The 16,842-nt window shown below is 53.6% G+C and carries 12 protein-coding genes; 2 read left to right on the forward strand and 10 right to left on the reverse strand.

What is annotated here, in order from left to right:
* Positions 1 to 3: 3 nt before the first annotated feature.
* The 7 genes from L2Y28_RS12980 to zwf all read right to left on the reverse strand — a co-directional run bounded on the left by L2Y28_RS12980 (position 4) and on the right by zwf (position 10,596).
* A complete protein-coding gene (locus L2Y28_RS12980; RefSeq protein ID WP_022648476.1) occupies positions 4 to 711 on the reverse strand; it encodes a hypothetical protein in 708 nt (235 codons plus the stop codon).
* Between the two features lie 3 nt (positions 712 to 714).
* A complete protein-coding gene (locus L2Y28_RS12985; protein ID WP_022648477.1) occupies positions 715 to 1,422 on the reverse strand; it encodes a hypothetical protein in 708 nt (235 codons plus the stop codon).
* A gap of 3 nt (positions 1,423 to 1,425) precedes the next feature.
* Positions 1,426 to 3,546 (reverse strand): DUF3274 domain-containing protein, encoded by a 2,121-nt coding sequence (locus L2Y28_RS12990; protein ID WP_022648478.1) that lies wholly within the window; start codon positions 3,544 to 3,546, stop codon positions 1,426 to 1,428.
* Positions 3,543 to 6,056, reverse strand: coding sequence for a type VI secretion system tip protein VgrG (locus L2Y28_RS12995; protein WP_022648479.1), 2,514 nt, complete (start codon positions 6,054 to 6,056; stop codon positions 3,543 to 3,545). The genes L2Y28_RS12990 and L2Y28_RS12995 overlap by 4 nt, the downstream gene beginning before the upstream one ends.
* 337 nt (positions 6,057 to 6,393) lie before the next feature.
* A complete protein-coding gene (kdgA, locus tag L2Y28_RS13000; RefSeq protein WP_003859774.1) occupies positions 6,394 to 7,035 on the reverse strand; it encodes a bifunctional 4-hydroxy-2-oxoglutarate aldolase/2-dehydro-3-deoxy-phosphogluconate aldolase in 642 nt (213 codons plus the stop codon).
* A 39-nt stretch (positions 7,036 to 7,074) separates the two neighbouring features.
* The gene (gene edd / locus L2Y28_RS13005) at positions 7,075 to 8,886 is read right to left on the reverse strand and encodes a phosphogluconate dehydratase (protein WP_022648480.1); all 1,812 of its coding nucleotides are present in this window, start codon (positions 8,884 to 8,886) and stop codon (positions 7,075 to 7,077) included.
* A gap of 234 nt (positions 8,887 to 9,120) precedes the next feature.
* Positions 9,121 to 10,596, reverse strand: a complete 1,476-nt coding sequence (zwf, locus tag L2Y28_RS13010; RefSeq protein ID WP_022648481.1) for a glucose-6-phosphate dehydrogenase — start codon at positions 10,594 to 10,596, stop codon at positions 9,121 to 9,123.
* A gap of 354 nt (positions 10,597 to 10,950) precedes the next feature.
* On the opposite strand from zwf, the gene L2Y28_RS13015 reads away from it, so the two are divergent.
* Together L2Y28_RS13015 and pyk are read left to right on the forward strand one after the other, a co-directional pair.
* Positions 10,951 to 11,820, forward strand: a complete 870-nt coding sequence (locus tag L2Y28_RS13015) for a MurR/RpiR family transcriptional regulator (RefSeq protein ID WP_003859769.1) — start codon at positions 10,951 to 10,953, stop codon at positions 11,818 to 11,820.
* Between the two features lie 114 nt (positions 11,821 to 11,934).
* Positions 11,935 to 13,377, forward strand: coding sequence for a pyruvate kinase (gene pyk, locus L2Y28_RS13020; protein WP_003859767.1), 1,443 nt, complete (start codon positions 11,935 to 11,937; stop codon positions 13,375 to 13,377).
* 43 nt (positions 13,378 to 13,420) lie between these two features.
* Here the strand turns inward: pyk and lpxM are convergent, their stop codons facing one another.
* From lpxM to znuA, 3 genes are all read right to left on the reverse strand, one after another.
* Positions 13,421 to 14,392, reverse strand: coding sequence for a lauroyl-Kdo(2)-lipid IV(A) myristoyltransferase (gene lpxM, locus L2Y28_RS13025; RefSeq protein WP_022648482.1), 972 nt, complete (start codon positions 14,390 to 14,392; stop codon positions 13,421 to 13,423).
* 119 nt (positions 14,393 to 14,511) lie between these two features.
* Positions 14,512 to 15,831, reverse strand: a complete 1,320-nt coding sequence (gene mepM, locus L2Y28_RS13030; RefSeq protein ID WP_022648483.1) for a murein DD-endopeptidase MepM — start codon at positions 15,829 to 15,831, stop codon at positions 14,512 to 14,514.
* A gap of 15 nt (positions 15,832 to 15,846) precedes the next feature.
* Positions 15,847 to 16,791 carry a zinc ABC transporter substrate-binding protein ZnuA gene (gene znuA / locus L2Y28_RS13035; protein WP_032622452.1) on the reverse strand — a complete coding sequence of 315 codons (945 nt, stop codon included), beginning with the start codon at positions 16,789 to 16,791 and terminating at the stop codon, positions 15,847 to 15,849.
* Positions 16,792 to 16,842 lie beyond the last annotated feature (51 nt).

Here is a 16,842-nt window from a genome sequence, read left to right on the forward strand (position 1 = left end):
CAGTTATCGCCCCGCATCCATATCACAGCGCATATGATCCCAGCCGGTATAGCCCTTCACCTCGGGTACGCTGTCGGGTAGGTCCTGATAGTTTGTCTTAAATTGAGCTATATCTTCGTGCAGACCTTCTTTGGTGATGTAATCCAGCCCCCAAGCAGGGCCAGAAGAACCGGGTTCCAGCTTACCTCTGACTTTATTTCCCATTCCGTCATCCACGGTATAGGTAATCCCCGGCCCACCGGGCAGAATGCGCGGGTCTTCAAATGGTTTTGACGACATGTACAGCCGGTGCTTGGTCAGTAAAAAGCCCTGATCGTTGACGACGGTAAAAGACACTGCATCTTCTGCGGGTGCTCTGTTATCTCCATTTGGTTCATTACCCGCTGGGGAAAAACCGACAGCTTTCCATGTTTCGCCATAGTCTTTCGATACATGAAACCCATCCACCTCCCAGTTAGGAATTGAGATATATCGTTCTGATGGATGAATAAACTTACGGGTAAATACTCGATAAAATTGAAAATAAGGCTGTGAATGAATACCCCTTTTCGTATCTGTATACCAGAGCTGGCCTTCACAGCCCCAGCCTTTTAACTCAAGATAACGATGATCATCGAACCGGTAAACAACCTGTGTCGGCGGTTCTTTCGCCTGGCATCCGGTTGCCAGCACAACGGACGTAGCTGCGAGAACGGTACATAATCCTTTCATCAGTTATCGCCCCGCATCCATATCACAGCGCATATGATCCCAGCCGGTGTACTCCTTCACTTCGGGTACGCTGTCGGGTAAATCTTGCCAGTTTGCCTTAAGTTGCTGCGTGCTGCCCTCAAGCCCCTGTTTAGTCATGTAGACCATTCCCCAGGCCCAGCCAGGGGAACGGGGTTCCAGCTTCCCGCTGACTTTATTTCCCATTCCGTCATCCACGGTATAGGCAATCCCCGGCCCACCGGGCAGAATGCGCGGGTCTTCAAATGGCTTTGATGACATATACAGCCGGTGCTTGGTTAGTAAAAAGCCCTGATCGTTGACGACGGTGAAAGAAATAATATCCTCATACGGCGCGTAGTCATCACCATTGGGTTCATTATGATTTGGTGAAAACGCTACTGAGCGCCACGTTTTCCCATAGTCCTTAGATACTATGAATCCACTCACTCCCCATCCCGTCAGTGCAATATATCGCTCTGATGGATGAATAAATTTACGGGTAAAGAGTCGATAAAACTGACTAACTGGTTCGGTGTGAATGCCTCGCTTAGTATCCGTGTACCAGAGTTCGCCTTCACAATCCCACCCTTTCAGTTCGAGATAACGATGATCATCGAATCGATAAACTACCTGCGTCGGCGGTTCTTTAGCCAGGCATCCGGTCACAAGCAAAACAGCTAAGGTCGTCAGGCCGATAATAAATATTTTCATGCTCTATCCTTTAGCCAGTTGACTATCACTCATGGGCTTTGGCATATCCCATTGCAAATTTGCCACATCCTGATTTCTGATGGACAGTTCGCGTGACGGCATGGCTGGCGAGGCATTATTAAAGTGGTTTTCCACACCGTACTCCCCTTTTGGAAGCACCTCATCAGGCTTATTCATAAACCATTTCGTACGCTGTTCATCTAGCATTCCGGTACGGTAATATTCTTTAGCGGCAGGATAACCGTTCTGCGGATCGCGCCAGTCTGCCCGATGTAGCAACCCTTCCCAAAATTTCCCCGCCTGATAATCGAATGATTTGCACTGCCCAATAGCCAAATCAAACGCCATAGCGTGCGATGGCACAAATTCACTCATCACAATAGAGGAGTGCTGGCTGTAGCCTACCGGGTCAATTTTCTGCCATTCCGCTTGCAGTTCTTCCGGTGTTTTCTTCCAGGTAAGGGTAACTAACTGAAAATCACGCGAACCTGACACCTCACCATAAATAACTTCATGCTTGCGTTCAAAACTCTCTTCTTTAAGCTCTGAAGCAGATAAAACGTGACCAGGCTGCCAGCCAATATTTTGATAGCGGTTCACAGCAAAGGTTGTCGTTACTGTGCGCTTAATGGCGCTGGCTTTGGCGGAATAGGAAATGTAGGCGTCCGGGCTGTCCGGATCGACATAATAGGTATACGGTTTATCACTGGTTTTAGGATCGTTATCCGGGTGATTATCCTCCCCCTGAAGTTTGAAAATAAAAGGTTCCGGTAACTCCTCACCATTTATCACCACATCGCGAGCGCTGTAACTGGCGTTCGTGAGAAAGGCATATTTTGCATCCCCCTCATTTCGCGGCTGTAACTCAAAGGGGTTAGCGTCAGGGATGTTTCCTACTTCACCATGCTGGTAAAACACACGCTGAAACAGATTCGGTATATCACTGGCAATATTCTGAGGAATGCCCCGCCAGCCAAACCCCTGCACATTCTCCAGCGACACGACGCCATCGTTCGGGCAAAAGTAGTTATACACTTTACCGTCGTTGCTTCGGCAATATCTGCCATCCGTTCGCAGCGGATTATCGGAAGGTTTACGCAGGGTACAGGAGGCCTCCAGAGCAAGTAATTCGCTCTCTGCCATTTTCCCACCCCCTTTCCATTGCGTATGCATCAGGCGACAGAAATTTTTAAATGTCTGCTGTCTGGCGTCGTCGGTCTGTTGATAGCCCGGCTGAATATTTTCAGCCACGCGCGACTCAAGAGAATATGGTGAGTGATTAAGAATCACACAATTTACCGGATCGTATCCGGCCTGTTTCACCAGCATATTTGCCAGCATAGTAATAATCGTGCCCTGACTGTGAGCGACGATATTGATAACATCGTTTTGAGTTACTAACGGCTGACGAATCTGAATAATCAAATCCGCCAGCCGTTGAGCGGCAAAAAACTGGTAAATGCGGTGCGGGTTTTCATAAATGGGATGGGTAAAATCGCCATCATTGAAGTGCAGCGAGGCAAATCCCGCAGCGGCAACGCCGAAGCCACCGGCGCCGGGTCCCAGCATATCCGGGATCGTCGTCGTTGCGTTGGCAAAGGTCCCGCCCCCCTTGGCAAAACTCGTATCAAGTGCATTTTTAAAGTTATCGTTCTGGTACTGAAACGGCCCTTTCCCGTCATTACCCAGCGACTTTTTATTCGTCTCGTTATCTTCCTGGTACGCATCATAGGGCAGATGCGCTTTGTCACTCAGCTTCCCGACTTCCTCCCGGTAGCGCTTCTGGTCCGCCCGGTAGTCAGCATGCGTAACCGGTTTATATCCCCAGTAAAACGGGATGATGGGGGAACGCCCGGGAGTGATAATTCTGTAGTCTTTCCATTCGTGGGCGTAAAAATCCTGCCGGTTGAGTCGCTTACCCAGCCCGACAAGTATTCCTTTCTCTTGATTCTGGTAAGCTTCACCCACGTCGTTCACGCCATGGACGAGGATCACAATGCCGGGCATCGGACGCGGTATCCCGACGTTGCGCGTCTGGGCGACTTCGCCCAGGGTTTTGTGTACCGGAATATCGCCTTCTGATACCACCCGTGGAGCGTAGGGTTTTGTCTTCGCCTCCGTCATTCCATTATCTCCATTTTATAGCTGTCGAGGTCGTCAGCATCGAGCAGGGGTGAACGACCGCAGCTGTCCGTCACGCCTTCCACCACCTGTCCGGATGCACTGGTCAGCCTGAATTTTTTGTTTGCCAGAATTTGCTCCGGATCATCGCCGGCGTGCAGTTTGTAGCGAAGTTTAAAGGCGCCTTTGTCAAAGGATGGCGTCGGTACCGACACACTTTCCGGACCGTCGTATTTCAGGCTCGGCGCTTTGAGCTCAATGCCCGTCGGCGAGAAAATCGTGACCAGTCCGGTCGGGCTGATCCGGATCCCGCCGCCCCCGCAGACAAACTGCATTCCCTTTCTGGCACTGCCGTTCATTTTCCCGGCGGTGCTCGTCAGCGTGAAATCCTGCTGCGACAGCATGTGCATTTCGCCCCGCTGCGCCTGCGTCGTAATATCCCCCGCACCGGCAATCATCTGGATGCCGAGTTTGCGGGCAAACAGCGACAGTTTTTCCCCTACGGCCAGCGAGAATTTTTTCACCACATTCACGCTGGCATTCCCGCCCGCTGTGGCAATCAGGTCTTTCCCGGCTGACAATTGCAGGCTGTCCGGCGTAACCTGCGCAATTCCACTTTTTCCATATGCCAAAATACCGGGCTCCGCGAGATGACTCAGCGTCTGGCTGAGCGCATTTTGCCGATCGGTTTCCACATTACTCGCACCTGCCGTAAGCGCACTTTGTTGTAGGGTCATCGCCAGCGATAGCGCCTTTTCGAGTTGTGCAATAGCCGCTGTCATATCCAGTTGCTTACCCCCCGCGCGGGGCTGTGCTTCCGTGGTGATCATCACGCCTTTGGCAGCACGCAGCGCCATCCAGTCGTCGGTGCGAGCCTCCACACCTTCCCCGCGCTTTTTGCCCTCAGCATCAACCAGGTGGCCCACACTCACTTGCCCTTTGCCGTACTCGGTAGAGATTTTGATGTGTTCCTGCCCGCGACGATCTTCAAGACGGATCTTGTTCAACGCGGCCGTGCGGATCACGTTTCGGGTATCGTTACGGTTTGTGACTAAATCCGGGTGGCTGCCGTCGTGCATGACATGGGCGATAAAAGGTCTGTCCGGGTCGCCGCCTTCAAAACCAACAGCAACTTCAGTCCCCTCCAGCAACGGAAAGTGAATACCAAAAGTGTCACCGGCGTACGGTCTGCCGAGGCGTACCAGGGCGCTTTCAAATCCGACCCGTTTTTCATCAAGGTCAAAATCGAACTTAACCCGGTAGCGTCCAACCGCATCAAGTCCGGCATAGGTTTTATCTCCCCCGATAGCCTTCACTCTGGCGGGCACCGTTCCGGCTATCATCGGCCGGGATAAGTATTCAGGACGGAAGCTATAGCCGTGGATATAGGGGATCCCAGAAAGTACGGCGCGATAGTGTTCAGCACGGCTGCCGCGGATAGTCATCGCAGTTATCACAAACCCGGACTTAAAACCGTCAGGTACAGGCCCTGAGGGATAAAACATAATGCCTGGCTGAAGCTCGGGATCGCTGGTTGTCGCCCCCAGAAGACTCTGTCCGTTCAACAGGCGTTCATAACGCAGACGGGCGTAAAATGCGGCGGTTTCCGCCTCTTCACCGTGAAAATCCCCCGCAGCAAGATAGTGATCGGCATAGTGATAGTGTTGGCCTGTCGTTACACCTTCGGGAATATCGCTCGTTTTAACGGTCTTATCCGTCTGCGGCGATTGCGGGTCACGGTAGTTATAGGTGCGAACCAACACATTTTTTGGGATCAGGCCGTGCTGCTCCTCCAGATCGGTGATGTATTCGTTATAACTGGTCATGCCTGAATGTCGGACATAAGGCATCTGTTTGTCGCTGAAGTTGTAACGACGCGCAGAATCCCCAAAAATAACGACGGTTTCCGTTTTCACTTTGTTGTGATTCTCAAAACGGAACCAGATCCCTATCTCTGCCAGCAGCCGACGGATGAACCGCAAATCGGTTTCTTTCCACTGAACGATCATTTCCCGTCGTGGATAGCTGTGGCTCAGTTGGTCAAAATCAATGTTGTAGCCGTCAAAGTGACCACTGTCCTTCATCAGCTTTGTAACGAGCTCCGGGACTGTCATGTTCATGTAAACCGCAGAACGGTAATTTTGATCCAGCAGCGCCAGCACATGCTCCAGCACGCATTCATACAGTGCTTCGTCACCTGAAGACATCAGCCGGGAAAATTGGGTGATCGTGCCATTAATCTGGCGAACCGGCAGCCAGGAGGTTTGCCCATGCCATGAGGCTTCCAGATTGGGTGCACGCAGAATAAACTCAGCCCTTTGATTAAGAACAGCATTAATGGCAATGTTTTGATCCGGACTGGTAAAGCGAATGGTATAGCGATAAGGCTCGCTTAATATCTCTTTTCCTGTAAAAGAATGAACATCAGAAATAACATTTTTGCTACGCGGGAAATACAATAAATATCTGTTTAACGTGTCCCACCGTTGAGCCACCTCAGATTCCCCTGACATTATTATCTATCCTTTTAACAAACATTCCGTTTATTAAAAACAATACACCTATCGCTCTCCTATTAAAATACCCAACCTCAAGTTGAATTGACTCAAAGGAAGTAATATTATTCACAGAACAAATAAAAAGAGCCCAGGCAATCTCATCACAGATAAATTAAGAATGAATTATTCATCAAATATATAAGTGAGGGATTATTTAATAATGAAGAATGATACGCCTGGGGTTAGGGATATTAAAAATGTTTGTGGGGAGAAGAAGAAGAACTTATACATGCTGGTCACATAAAGTGACCAGCATCAGGCCAGAGGGCCTGCTTTATGCATTGAGCATTTGTTACTGTTTCGCGCCTTCTACCGCTTCGCGAGCCAGTTTAGTAATGCGATCCCAGTCGCCTGCTTCCAGCGCATCCGCCGGAACCAGCCAGGAGCCACCGATGCATAGCACGCTTTTCAGCGCCAGGTAGTCGCGGTAGTTGGCCGGAGAGATGCCGCCCGTTGGGCAGAAACGCACCTGGGAGAATGGGCCTGCAATCGCCTGCAACGCTTTGGTGCCGCCGTTCGCTTCAGCAGGGAAGAATTTAAACTCTTTCAGGCCGTAGTCCATACCCAGCATCAGTTCAGAAACGGTGCTGATACCCGGGATCAGCGGAATAGAACCTTCGGTTGCGGCTTTCAGCAGCGGCTCGGTCAGGCCCGGGCTGATGGCAAACTGTGCGCCCGCTTCGGTCACTTCCGCCAGCTGCTGCGCATTCAGAACCGTACCAGCACCGATGATCGCTTCCGGCACTTCTTTGGCGATAGCGCGAATCGCATCCATCGCACAGGCAGTACGCAGGGTCACTTCCAGAACACGAACGCCACCCGCAACCAGCGCCTTCGCCATTGGGACAGCGTGCTCCAGTTTGTTTACCACAATAACCGGCACGACAGGGCCAGTAGTCAGGATTGCTTCTGCACTTGTTTTCCAGTTTTTCATCAGAGTTTTCTCTCGCCAGATCGTTAAAATCAAGTCGTCTTAAAACGTAATACAGGTTGCGCCCTGCTCCGCACCGGAGAGTTTCTCACGCAACGCACCAAACATTTCGCGTCCGGTACCCACGCGGGATGCGCTCAGGTCAGGAATATGTGGCTGACGCGCCGCCAGCTCTGCTTCGTCCACCAGCAGGGTTAACTCGCCTGTCTGACCGTTAACGCGGATCATGTCTCCATCATGGACTTTCGCCAGCAGGCCGCCGTCGTAGGCTTCCGGGGTGACATGAATCGCTGAAGGCACTTTACCGGATGCCCCCGAGAGGCGTCCATCGGTCACCAGCGCAATTTTGAAACGGCGGTCCAATAATACACCAAGCGGCGGCATAAGTTTATGTAATTCTGGCATCCCGTTCGCTTTTGGTCCCTGATGACGCACCACGACTACGCAGTCTTTATCAAGCAGACCCGCGTCGAAGGCAGGTAAAACGTCGTGCTGGCTTTCAAACACCACCGCCGGGGCTTCGATAACCTGATTCTCTTCCGGCACGGCAGAAGTTTTCATTACGGCACGCCCAAGGTTACCGCTCAGCACTTTGGTGCCGCCGTGAGGAGAGAACGGCTGTTCGAAGGTCGCGATAACCTGAGGATCGAGCGAGTTGATCGCCCCCTCGCGCCAGTCCAGCTCACCGTTGTTCAGCCACGGCTCAAGGGTATAGCGATGCAGGCCAAAGCCCGCCACCGTGTTGACATCCTCATGCAGCAGGCCGCCTTTCAGCAGCTCGCGCATCAGCACCGGCACGCCGCCCGCGGCCTGGAAGTGGTTAATGTCCGCCGGACCGTTCGGGTACAGACGCGCCATCAGCGGTATCACGGAGGAGATCTCGGAGAAGTCATCCCAGTTGATCAGAATGCCCGCCGCGCGCGCCATCGCGACAAGGTGCATGGTATGGTTGGTTGAACCGCCGGTCGCCAGCAGGGCGACAATCCCGTTGACGATGACTTTTTCATCCACCATTTTGCCCATTGGCATCCACTCGTTGCCGTTACCGGTCAGACGCGTCACCTGACGGGCTGCGGCTTCGGTCAGCGCTTTACGCAGTGGCGCATCCGGCTGGATGAACGACGAGCCCGGCAGCTGCATCCCCATAAACTCCACCACCATCTGGTTGGTGTTAGCCGTACCGTAGAACGTACAGGTGCCCGGCGCGTGATAGGACGCGGCTTCCGCTTCCAGCAGCGCCTGACGGTCCGCTTTTCCTTCGGCATACAGCTGGCGGATACGGACTTTTTCCTTGTTTGGCAGACCGCTTGCCATCGGGCCTGACGGCACAAAAATCGCTGGCAGATGGCCAAACGACAGCGCGGCCATCACCAGCCCCGGGACGATTTTGTCGCATACGCCCAGGTAGAGCGCGCCATCAAACATATTGTGAGAGAGGCCCACTGCCGCCGACATGGCGATCACTTCGCGGCTCAACAGAGACAGCTCCATACCGTCCTGTCCCTGAGTCACGCCATCACACATGGCCGGCACGCCGCCTGCAACCTGGCCCACCGCGTTCACGCTGTGCAGCGCATTGCGGATGATAGACGGGTAAACCTCATACGGCTGGTGGGCTGAAAGCATGTCGTTATAGGAGGTAATGATGGCGATATTGTTACGCAGCATGCTTTTCAGCGCGTCTTTATCACCAGGCTGGCAGGCGGCAAAGCCGTGGGCCAGATTCCCGCAGGCCAGCTGTGAGCGATGGACCGTTTCACTCTTCGCCTGTTCGATGCGGGCAAGGTAGGCAGCACGGGTCTCTTTCGAGCGTTCAACGATGCGTTGTGTTACGCGTAACAATGTCGGATTCATAAAAGCTCCTCTAATTTATCTGTCCAGGCTCGGGAGTTTACACAGTTTCTGACGGTTGTTAACAACGCTGAAACGCCTGATATCCGGAGCGCAGGGGCAAAATGTCTGAAGGGAGTGTAATAAAAAAAGCTCCGCGGGTGAATCCACGCGGAGCTTAAAAGATTAAAAATTATGCCACTTGCTGTGTTAGATCATGTTACCGGTAAAATAACACCTTTGGGCTAGAGATGGGGGTTATTCAAACTCGTTCCAGGAGCGGCCATCACGGGTGATCATCGCAACGGAGGCGACAGGTCCCCATGTTCCCGCCTGATACGGTTTTGGCGCGTCCTGGTCGGCTGCCCACGCTTCGGTGATTGAGTCGACCCACTTCCACGCCTCTTCCACTTCATCGCGGCGGACGAACAGCGCCTGGATACCACGCATGGTTTCCAGCAGCAGACGCTCGTAAGCATCGGCCAGATGCGTCTGGTTGAAAGTTTCAGAGTAACTCAGGTCGAGTTTGGTGGTTTGCAGGTTGTGTTTGTGATCAAGACCCGGCACTTTGTTCAGGATCTGAATATCCACCCCCTCATCCGGTTGCAGACGAATAGTCAGTTTGTTCTGCGGCAGTTCCTGCCAGGATTCTTTGAACAGGTTCAGTTCCGGATTTTTGAAGTAGACCACCACTTCGGAGCATTTTGCCGGCAGACGTTTCCCGGTACGCAGGTAGAACGGCACGCCGGCCCAGCGCCAGTCGTCGATATCCACGCGGATCGCCACAAACGTTTCGGTGTTGCTGGACTTGTTCGCGCCCTCTTCTTCCAGATAGCCAGGGACTTTTTTCCCCTGGGCAAAACCTGCGGTGTACTGGCCGCGCACGGTTTTCTCACGCACGTTGGAGCGGTCAATACGGCGCAGTGATTTCAGCACTTTCACTTTGGCGTCACGAATGCTGTCGGCCGTCAGATCTGACGGTGGAGACATGGCAATCATGCACAGAATTTGCAGCAGGTGGTTCTGGATCATGTCACGCATCTGGCCGGCCTGGTCGAAGTAGCCCCAGCGGCCTTCGATGCCCACCTCTTCCGCCACGGTAATTTCCACGTGGTCGATAGTGCGGTTGTCCCAGTTGTTCACAAACAGGGAGTTGGCAAAACGCAGCGCCAGCAGGTTCAGAACCGTCTCTTTACCAAGATAGTGGTCAATACGGTAAACCTGACACTCCTCAAAGAACTCGCCCACCTGGTCGTTGATTTCACGCGAGGTTGCAAGCGACGTACCCAGCGGCTTCTCCATCACCACGCGCGCCGGTTTGGCGTTCAGCTTCGCTTCGCCCAGACCTTTGCAGATGGCGCCGAAGGTGCTTGGCGGCATGGCGAAATAGTTAATGGTGACGCGATTTTCCTGGTCCAGCATTTCACCCAGACGGGTAAAGGCGCTTACATCGTTGACGTCCAGATTGCAGAAATCGAGACGCCCGCTCAGCTTATCCCAAAGGCTTTCATCGATTTTCTCTTTCATGAAGGTTTCGAGCGCCTCGCGCACGACTTTGGTATAAGCCTCCTTATCCCAGTCGGCGCGCCCTACCCCAAGGATTCGGGTATCGGGATGGATCTGGCCCGCTTTTTCGAGCTGATACAGGGAAGGCAGCAATTTTCGGCGTGCAAGATCGCCTTTCGCGCCGAAAATGACCAGGTCACATGCCTGGGCTGTTTGCGTTACCGCCATGTCATTCTCCTCAGTTAGATCTCCTGGTACTCTGCCAGGTATCGTTGTAATTTTATTACAATGCACTGTACTGCTTTTACGCGTTTCCTGAAACCATTAGCGCTTAACGTCACGTGCGATACGGTGATTTTTCGTCGCGCGGGCCATTACGCCCGTCTGGTGACGCAACAAACGTCGATTCTTTGCGCAACAGGGGCAGAGCAAAACCCGACGTCGATCAAGTAATGAAAAAAAACAACAACATTTCTTGTCGACGATTACCCTTTCGGGTGTCCCGGGGGTAATATCGGCTAAATCGAATCAAGGTTTCATCTCTATGAAATCGTTTATGCCCTCATGAGCGTCTTGTTAACAATGAACATGCTGGAAAAAATCCAGTTTCAACTGGAACACCTTAGCAAATCCGAGCGCAAAGTGGCCGAAGTTATTCTCGCCGCGCCCGCTCAGGCGATTCATTCAAGCATCGCCGCTCTGGCACAGGAATCGGGCGTCAGCGAACCGACGGTCAATCGATTCTGTCGTAGTCTGGACACCCGCGGCTTTCCTGATTTTAAACTGCATCTGGCACAAAGTCTGGCAAACGGTACCCCGTATGTTAATCGCAATGTAGATGAAGACGACAGCGTTGATGCTTACACCGCAAAAATATTTGAATCGGCAATGGCCACGCTCGACCATGTTCGCCAGTCTCTGGACATGAGTTCAGTGAATCGCGCGGTCGATCTTCTTACGCAGGCCAAACGGATTGCCTTCTTTGGCCTTGGCTCGTCCGCCGCCGTGGCGCATGACGCCATGAATAAGTTCTTTCGCTTTAACGTGCCGGTGATTTACTCCGATGACATTGTGCTGCAACGCATGAGCTGTATGAATTGTAGCGAAGATGATGTCGTGGTACTCATCTCCCATACGGGCCGCACCAAGAGCCAGGTGGAGCTGGCGCAACTCGCGCGTGACAACGATGCGATGGTCATCGCCCTGACGACGGCAGGTACGCCGCTGGCCCGGGAAGCAACGCTCGCCATTACCCTGGACGTACCGGAAGACACCGACATGTACATGCCGATGGTCTCCCGCCTGGCGCAGCTGACGGTCATCGACGTGCTGGCGACCGGTTTTACTTTACGCCGGGGCGCAAAATTCCGGGATAACTTGAAGCGGGTCAAGGAAGCCCTGAAAGAATCGCGTTTTGATAAAGAATTGCTTATAAAGAGCGATGTTCCCTAATAACGACGATGTACGATTTACGGCATTCGGTCCCCTCGCTACTGCCTTGCGATAGATGAAGGCCGATTCTATGTTCACGCAACACCAAAGTTGTTTCAGTCAACGGAGTATTACATGTCCAGAAGGCTTCGCAGAACCAAGATCGTCACCACCCTAGGCCCGGCCACCGACCGCGATAATAACCTCGAGAAGATTATCGCCGCGGGTGCCAACGTGGTGCGCATGAACTTCTCTCACGGTACGCCAGAAGACCATAAATTACGTGCCGACAAAGTGCGTGAAATCGCAGCTAAACTGGGCCGCCATGTTGCTATCCTCGGTGACCTGCAAGGTCCAAAAATCCGCGTATCGACCTTTAAAGAAGGCAAAGTCTTCCTCAACATCGGCGATAAATTCCTGCTGGATGCCAACCTGAGCAAAGGCGAAGGCGATAAGGAAAAAGTGGGTATCGACTACAAAGGTCTGCCTGCTGACGTTGTGCCTGGCGACATCCTGCTGCTGGACGACGGACGCGTACAGCTGAAAGTGCTGGAAGTTCAGGGTATGAAGGTGTTCACCGAAGTGACCGTCGGCGGCCCGCTCTCCAACAACAAAGGCATCAACAAACTCGGCGGTGGCCTGTCTGCCGAAGCGCTGACCGATAAAGACAAAGCGGATATCGTGACCGCAGCGCAGATCGGCGTGGATTATCTGGCCGTCTCCTTCCCCCGTTGCGGCGAAGATCTGAACTATGCTCGCCGCCTGGCGCGTGATGCAGGCTGCGATGCGAAAATCGTTGCGAAAGTGGAACGCGCTGAAGCGGTCTGCGATCAGGACGCGATGGACGACGTGATCCTGGCGTCTGACGTGGTGATGGTTGCCCGTGGTGATCTGGGCGTGGAAATTGGCGACCCTGAACTGGTCGGTATCCAGAAAGCGCTGATCCGTCGCGCGCGTCAGCTGAACCGCGCGGTGATCACCGCCACCCAGATGATGGAATCCATGATCACCAACCCAATGCCAACCCGTGCGGAAGTCATGGACGTGGCGAACGCCGTGCTGGATGGTACTGACGCAGTGATGCTGTCAGCAGAAACCGCTGCGGGTCAGTATCCGGCGGAAACCGTGGCCGCCATGGCGCGCGTCTGCCTGGGTGCGGAGAAGATCCCAAGCATTAACGTCTCCAAGCACCGCCTGGATATCCAGTTCGACAATGTGGAAGAAGCGATTGCGATGTCCGCGATGTACGCAGCCAACCACCTGAAAGGGGTCACGGCGATCATCACCATGACCGAATCTGGCCGTACCGCGCTAATGACGTCTCGCATCAGCTCCGGTCTGCCGATCTTCGCCATGTCCCGTCACGAGCGTACGCTGAACCTGACGGCGCTGTATCGCGGCGTGACGCCAGTCTACTTCGACAGCACCAACGATGGCGTGGCCGCCGCGCACGATGCCGTGAACCTGCTGCGCGACAAAGGTTATCTGGTATCCGGTGATATCGTTATCGTGACGCAGGGTGACGTGATGAGCACCATCGGCTCAACCAATACCACCCGCGTACTGACCGTAGAGTAAGCTCCGATCCCCTCTCCCCTAAGGGGAGAGGGGTGAAGGTTTCCTATTTCTTCGGGAAAAGCTCTTTACGCTTGTACGGCTCTGTTTCGCCAGGTTTACGCGTTTTGAGCAACTTCAGGATCCACGTATATTGCTCCTTATGTGGCCCCACCAGCACTTCCACCTCTTCATTCATGCGGCGTGCAATGGTGCGATCGTCCGCGGTCAGCAGATCGTCCATCGGCGGACGTACCTCAATGCTCAGGCGATGCGTTTTACCGTCATAAACCGGGAACAGCGGGATCACGCGGGCGCGGCAGACTTTCATCAGGCGACCAATCGCGGGTAGCGTAGCTTTATAGGTCGCGAAGAAATCGACGAACTCGCTGTGCTCAGGACCGTGGTCCTGATCGGGCAGATAGTAGCCCCAGTAACCCTGACGTACCGACTGAATGAAAGGCTTAATGCCATCGTTACGGGCGTGCAGGCGTCCGCCAAAGCGACGGCGCACGGTATTCCAGACGAAATCGTAGATTTTGTTTCCCTGATTATGGAACATCGCCGCCATTTTCTGGCCCTGCGATGCCATTAACATTGCCGGAATGTCGACCCCCCAACCGTGCGGCACCAGGAAAATCACTTTTTCATCATTGCGACGCATCTCGTCGATGATTTCCAGCCCTTTCCAGTCAACGCGGTCGACGATCTTTTCCGGCCCTTTCAGCGCCAGTTCCGCCATCATCGCCATGGCCTGTGGCGCGGTGGTATACATGTCATCAATGATTGCTTCGCGTTCGACGTCGGTTTTATCCGGGAAGCAGTACAGAAGGTTTATTTGCGCCCGGCGGCGTGCGCTTTTACCTAAGCGCCCTGCCAGGCACCCCACTTTTCCGAGAACCGGATCGCGGAGGGAAGCAGGTAGTAACGCCATGCCAGCAAACGCGTATACGCCAAGCCAGGCGCCCCAGTTACGCGGGTGGCGAAAGGATTTTTCAAACTCGGGAATGTACTCAATATTGTTTTTTTTGGTTTCCATGCGGGTTCCAGGGTCTGGTGACGCAAAAATATATTCAGATAGTGTAGCGAGGCAGCCGTCCGCGTACAAAAGAAAAAGCCGGCGCACACTGACGCCGGCTTATTTTTGAGGGTGTTAGCTTAGTCGAAGCGCAGCTGTGGCATCACCTCTTTCACCTGCGCCAGGTAATCTTTGCGATCTTTCCCGGTCAGCCCTTCGGTGCGCGGCAGTTTCGCCGTCAGCGGGTTAACCGCCTGCTGGTTGATCCACACTTCGTAGTGCAGGTGCGGCCCCGTCGAACGGCCTGTGTTACCGGACAGCGCGATGCGATCGCCACGTTTCACCTTCTGGCCCGGTTTGACCAGCAGTTTACGCAGGTGCATGTAGCGGGTGGTGTACGTACGACCGTGACGAATAGCCACGTAGTAGCCAGCAGCACCACTGCGTTTCGCCATGACCACTTCACCATCACCTACCGCCAGCACTGGCGTGCCCTGCGGCATGGCGAAGTCAACGCCACGGTGCGGCGCTACGCGACCCGTTACCGGGTTCAGACGACGCGGGTTAAAGTTGGAGGAGACGCGGAACTGTTTCGCCGTTGGGAAACGCAGGAAGCCTTTTGCAAGGCCCGTACCGCTGCGGTCATAGAACTTACCGTCTTCCGCGCGAATGGCGTAGTAGTCTTTGCCGTCTGAACGCAAGCGAACACCCACCAGCTGGCTCTGCTCGCGCTTTCCGTCCAGCATTTCGCGGGACATCAGGACAGAGAACTGATCGCCTTTTTTCAGTTTGCGGAAATCCATCTGCCACTGCATGGCTTTGATCACCGAGCTGATTTCAGCGCTGGTCAGGCCAGCATCGCGGGCACTGGAAACAAAGCTGCCGCCGACGGTCCCTTTCATCACGCTGTTAACCCAGTCGCCCTGCTGCATTTCACTGGTCATTTTGAAACCGTTTGCGGTGCGATCGTAGGTGCGGGTTTCGCGACGGGACATCTCCCAGGTCAGACGTTGCAGATCGCCGTCGGGCGTTAAGGTCCAGGAAAGCTGCTGACCAATTTTCAGGTTACGCAGCTCTTTATCGGATGCGGCAAGCTGGCTAATGTTGCCCATGTCGATACCGTACTGGTTCAGGACGCTGCTCAGCGTATCGCCAGTAGAAACAACATATTCATGAATGCCGGTTTCATTCTGGATCTTGTCATCCAGCTCATCCTGGGGAATAGCTTCATCTTCCTGTGCGGCCTGATCGATAGGCTCGCTGGCCTCAGGCAGCAGAGAGCGGATCTCGCTCTTCTCCAGTTCGATGGTTTTAATAATAGGGGCAGAACTCGGGTGGTAAACATAGGGCCGCCAGACGGCGACCGCTAACGTGAGAACTGTAAGCGACCCCAGCATAACGCGGTGGGGTCGAGGCAGATTGTTAAATGCCAGGGCGACAGAGCGGGCTATCTGTTGCACGTATTCACTTCCTCGTTAATCTCCTTTCAGGCAGCTCGCATACTGATTCGCCAGTTGGCTGAGGAACTGCGAATAGCTCGCTTTGCTCAACTGGATGTTCGTACCTAGCGGGTCAAGGGTTCCCATGCGCACGGATGTTCCCCTGGCCACGGCTTCTACGACCGCTGGCCTGAACTGTGGCTCAGCAAAAACGCATGTCGCTTTTTGCTCAACCAACTGTGTTCTGATTTCATGTAAACGCTGCGCACCAGGCTGAATTTCAGGGTTGACGGTAAAATGCCCCAATGGGGTCAGACCGTAATGTTTCTCGTAATACCCGTAGGCATCATGAAAAACGAAGTACCCTTTTCCTTTAAGCGGTGCGAGCTCGTTACCTACCTGTTTGTCGGTTGCGGCTAATTGAGCCTCAAAATCCTTCAGGTTGGCGTCGAGTTTGATTCGACTTTGCGGCATAAGTTCCACTAATTTGTCGTGGATTGCAACCGCTGTAAGCCGCGCTATCTCTGGGGAGAGCCAGAGATGCATGTTGTATTCACCGTGATGGTGATGGTCGTCACCTTTTTCGCCATGAGCATGGTCGTGGTCGTGTTCGTCGCCCTCGTCCTCAGCCCCTTTCATCAGCAACGGTTTCACAGCGGACAGCTCACCTATCGTCACCTGTTTCTCCGCAGGGACCTGTTTAGCGGATTTCTGCATGAACGCTTCCATCTCAGGACCAATCCAGACGACTAAGTCCGCGTTCTGTAAGCGTTTTACATCAGACGGACGCAGAGAATAATCATGCTCGGAGGCCCCGTCAGGCAGAAGAACCTCTGTGTCCGTCACACCGTCGGCGATGGCAGCGGCGATAAAGCCAAGTGGTTTAAGCGAAGCGACAACGGCAGCGTTAACATCTTGTGCTGTTGTCCCCCAAAGAGCAGCGGATAAAGCTGCGAAAAGAAGCGTATTTTTCTGTAACATAATGCGACTAATCATCGTAATGAATGCGTGGAATGTGATATTATAACATTC

The sequence above is a fragment of the Enterobacter sp. JH25 genome, from assembly GCF_021725435.1.
Lineage (GTDB): Bacteria > Pseudomonadota > Gammaproteobacteria > Enterobacterales > Enterobacteriaceae > Enterobacter > Enterobacter intestinihominis.

Coding starts and splice junctions, on each gene's coding strand:
- L2Y28_RS12980 (WP_022648476.1), bottom strand. CDS start 711: ATGAAAGGATTATGTACCGTTCTCGCAGCTACGTCCGTTGTGCTGGCA.
- L2Y28_RS12985 (WP_022648477.1), bottom strand. CDS start 1,422: ATGAAAATATTTATTATCGGCCTGACGACCTTAGCTGTTTTGCTTGTG.
- L2Y28_RS12990 (WP_022648478.1), bottom strand. CDS start 3,546: ATGACGGAGGCGAAGACAAAACCCTACGCTCCACGGGTGGTATCAGAA.
- L2Y28_RS12995 (WP_022648479.1), bottom strand. CDS start 6,056: ATGTCAGGGGAATCTGAGGTGGCTCAACGGTGGGACACGTTAAACAGA.
- kdgA (WP_003859774.1), bottom strand. CDS start 7,035: ATGAAAAACTGGAAAACAAGTGCAGAAGCAATCCTGACTACTGGCCCT.
- edd (WP_022648480.1), bottom strand. CDS start 8,886: ATGAATCCGACATTGTTACGCGTAACACAACGCATCGTTGAACGCTCG.
- zwf (WP_022648481.1), bottom strand. CDS start 10,596: ATGGCGGTAACGCAAACAGCCCAGGCATGTGACCTGGTCATTTTCGGC.
- L2Y28_RS13015 (WP_003859769.1), top strand. CDS start 10,951: ATGAACATGCTGGAAAAAATCCAGTTTCAACTGGAACACCTTAGCAAA.
- pyk (WP_003859767.1), top strand. CDS start 11,935: ATGTCCAGAAGGCTTCGCAGAACCAAGATCGTCACCACCCTAGGCCCG.
- lpxM (WP_022648482.1), bottom strand. CDS start 14,392: ATGGAAACCAAAAAAAACAATATTGAGTACATTCCCGAGTTTGAAAAA.
- znuA (WP_032622452.1), bottom strand. CDS start 16,791: ATGTTACAGAAAAATACGCTTCTTTTCGCAGCTTTATCCGCTGCTCTT.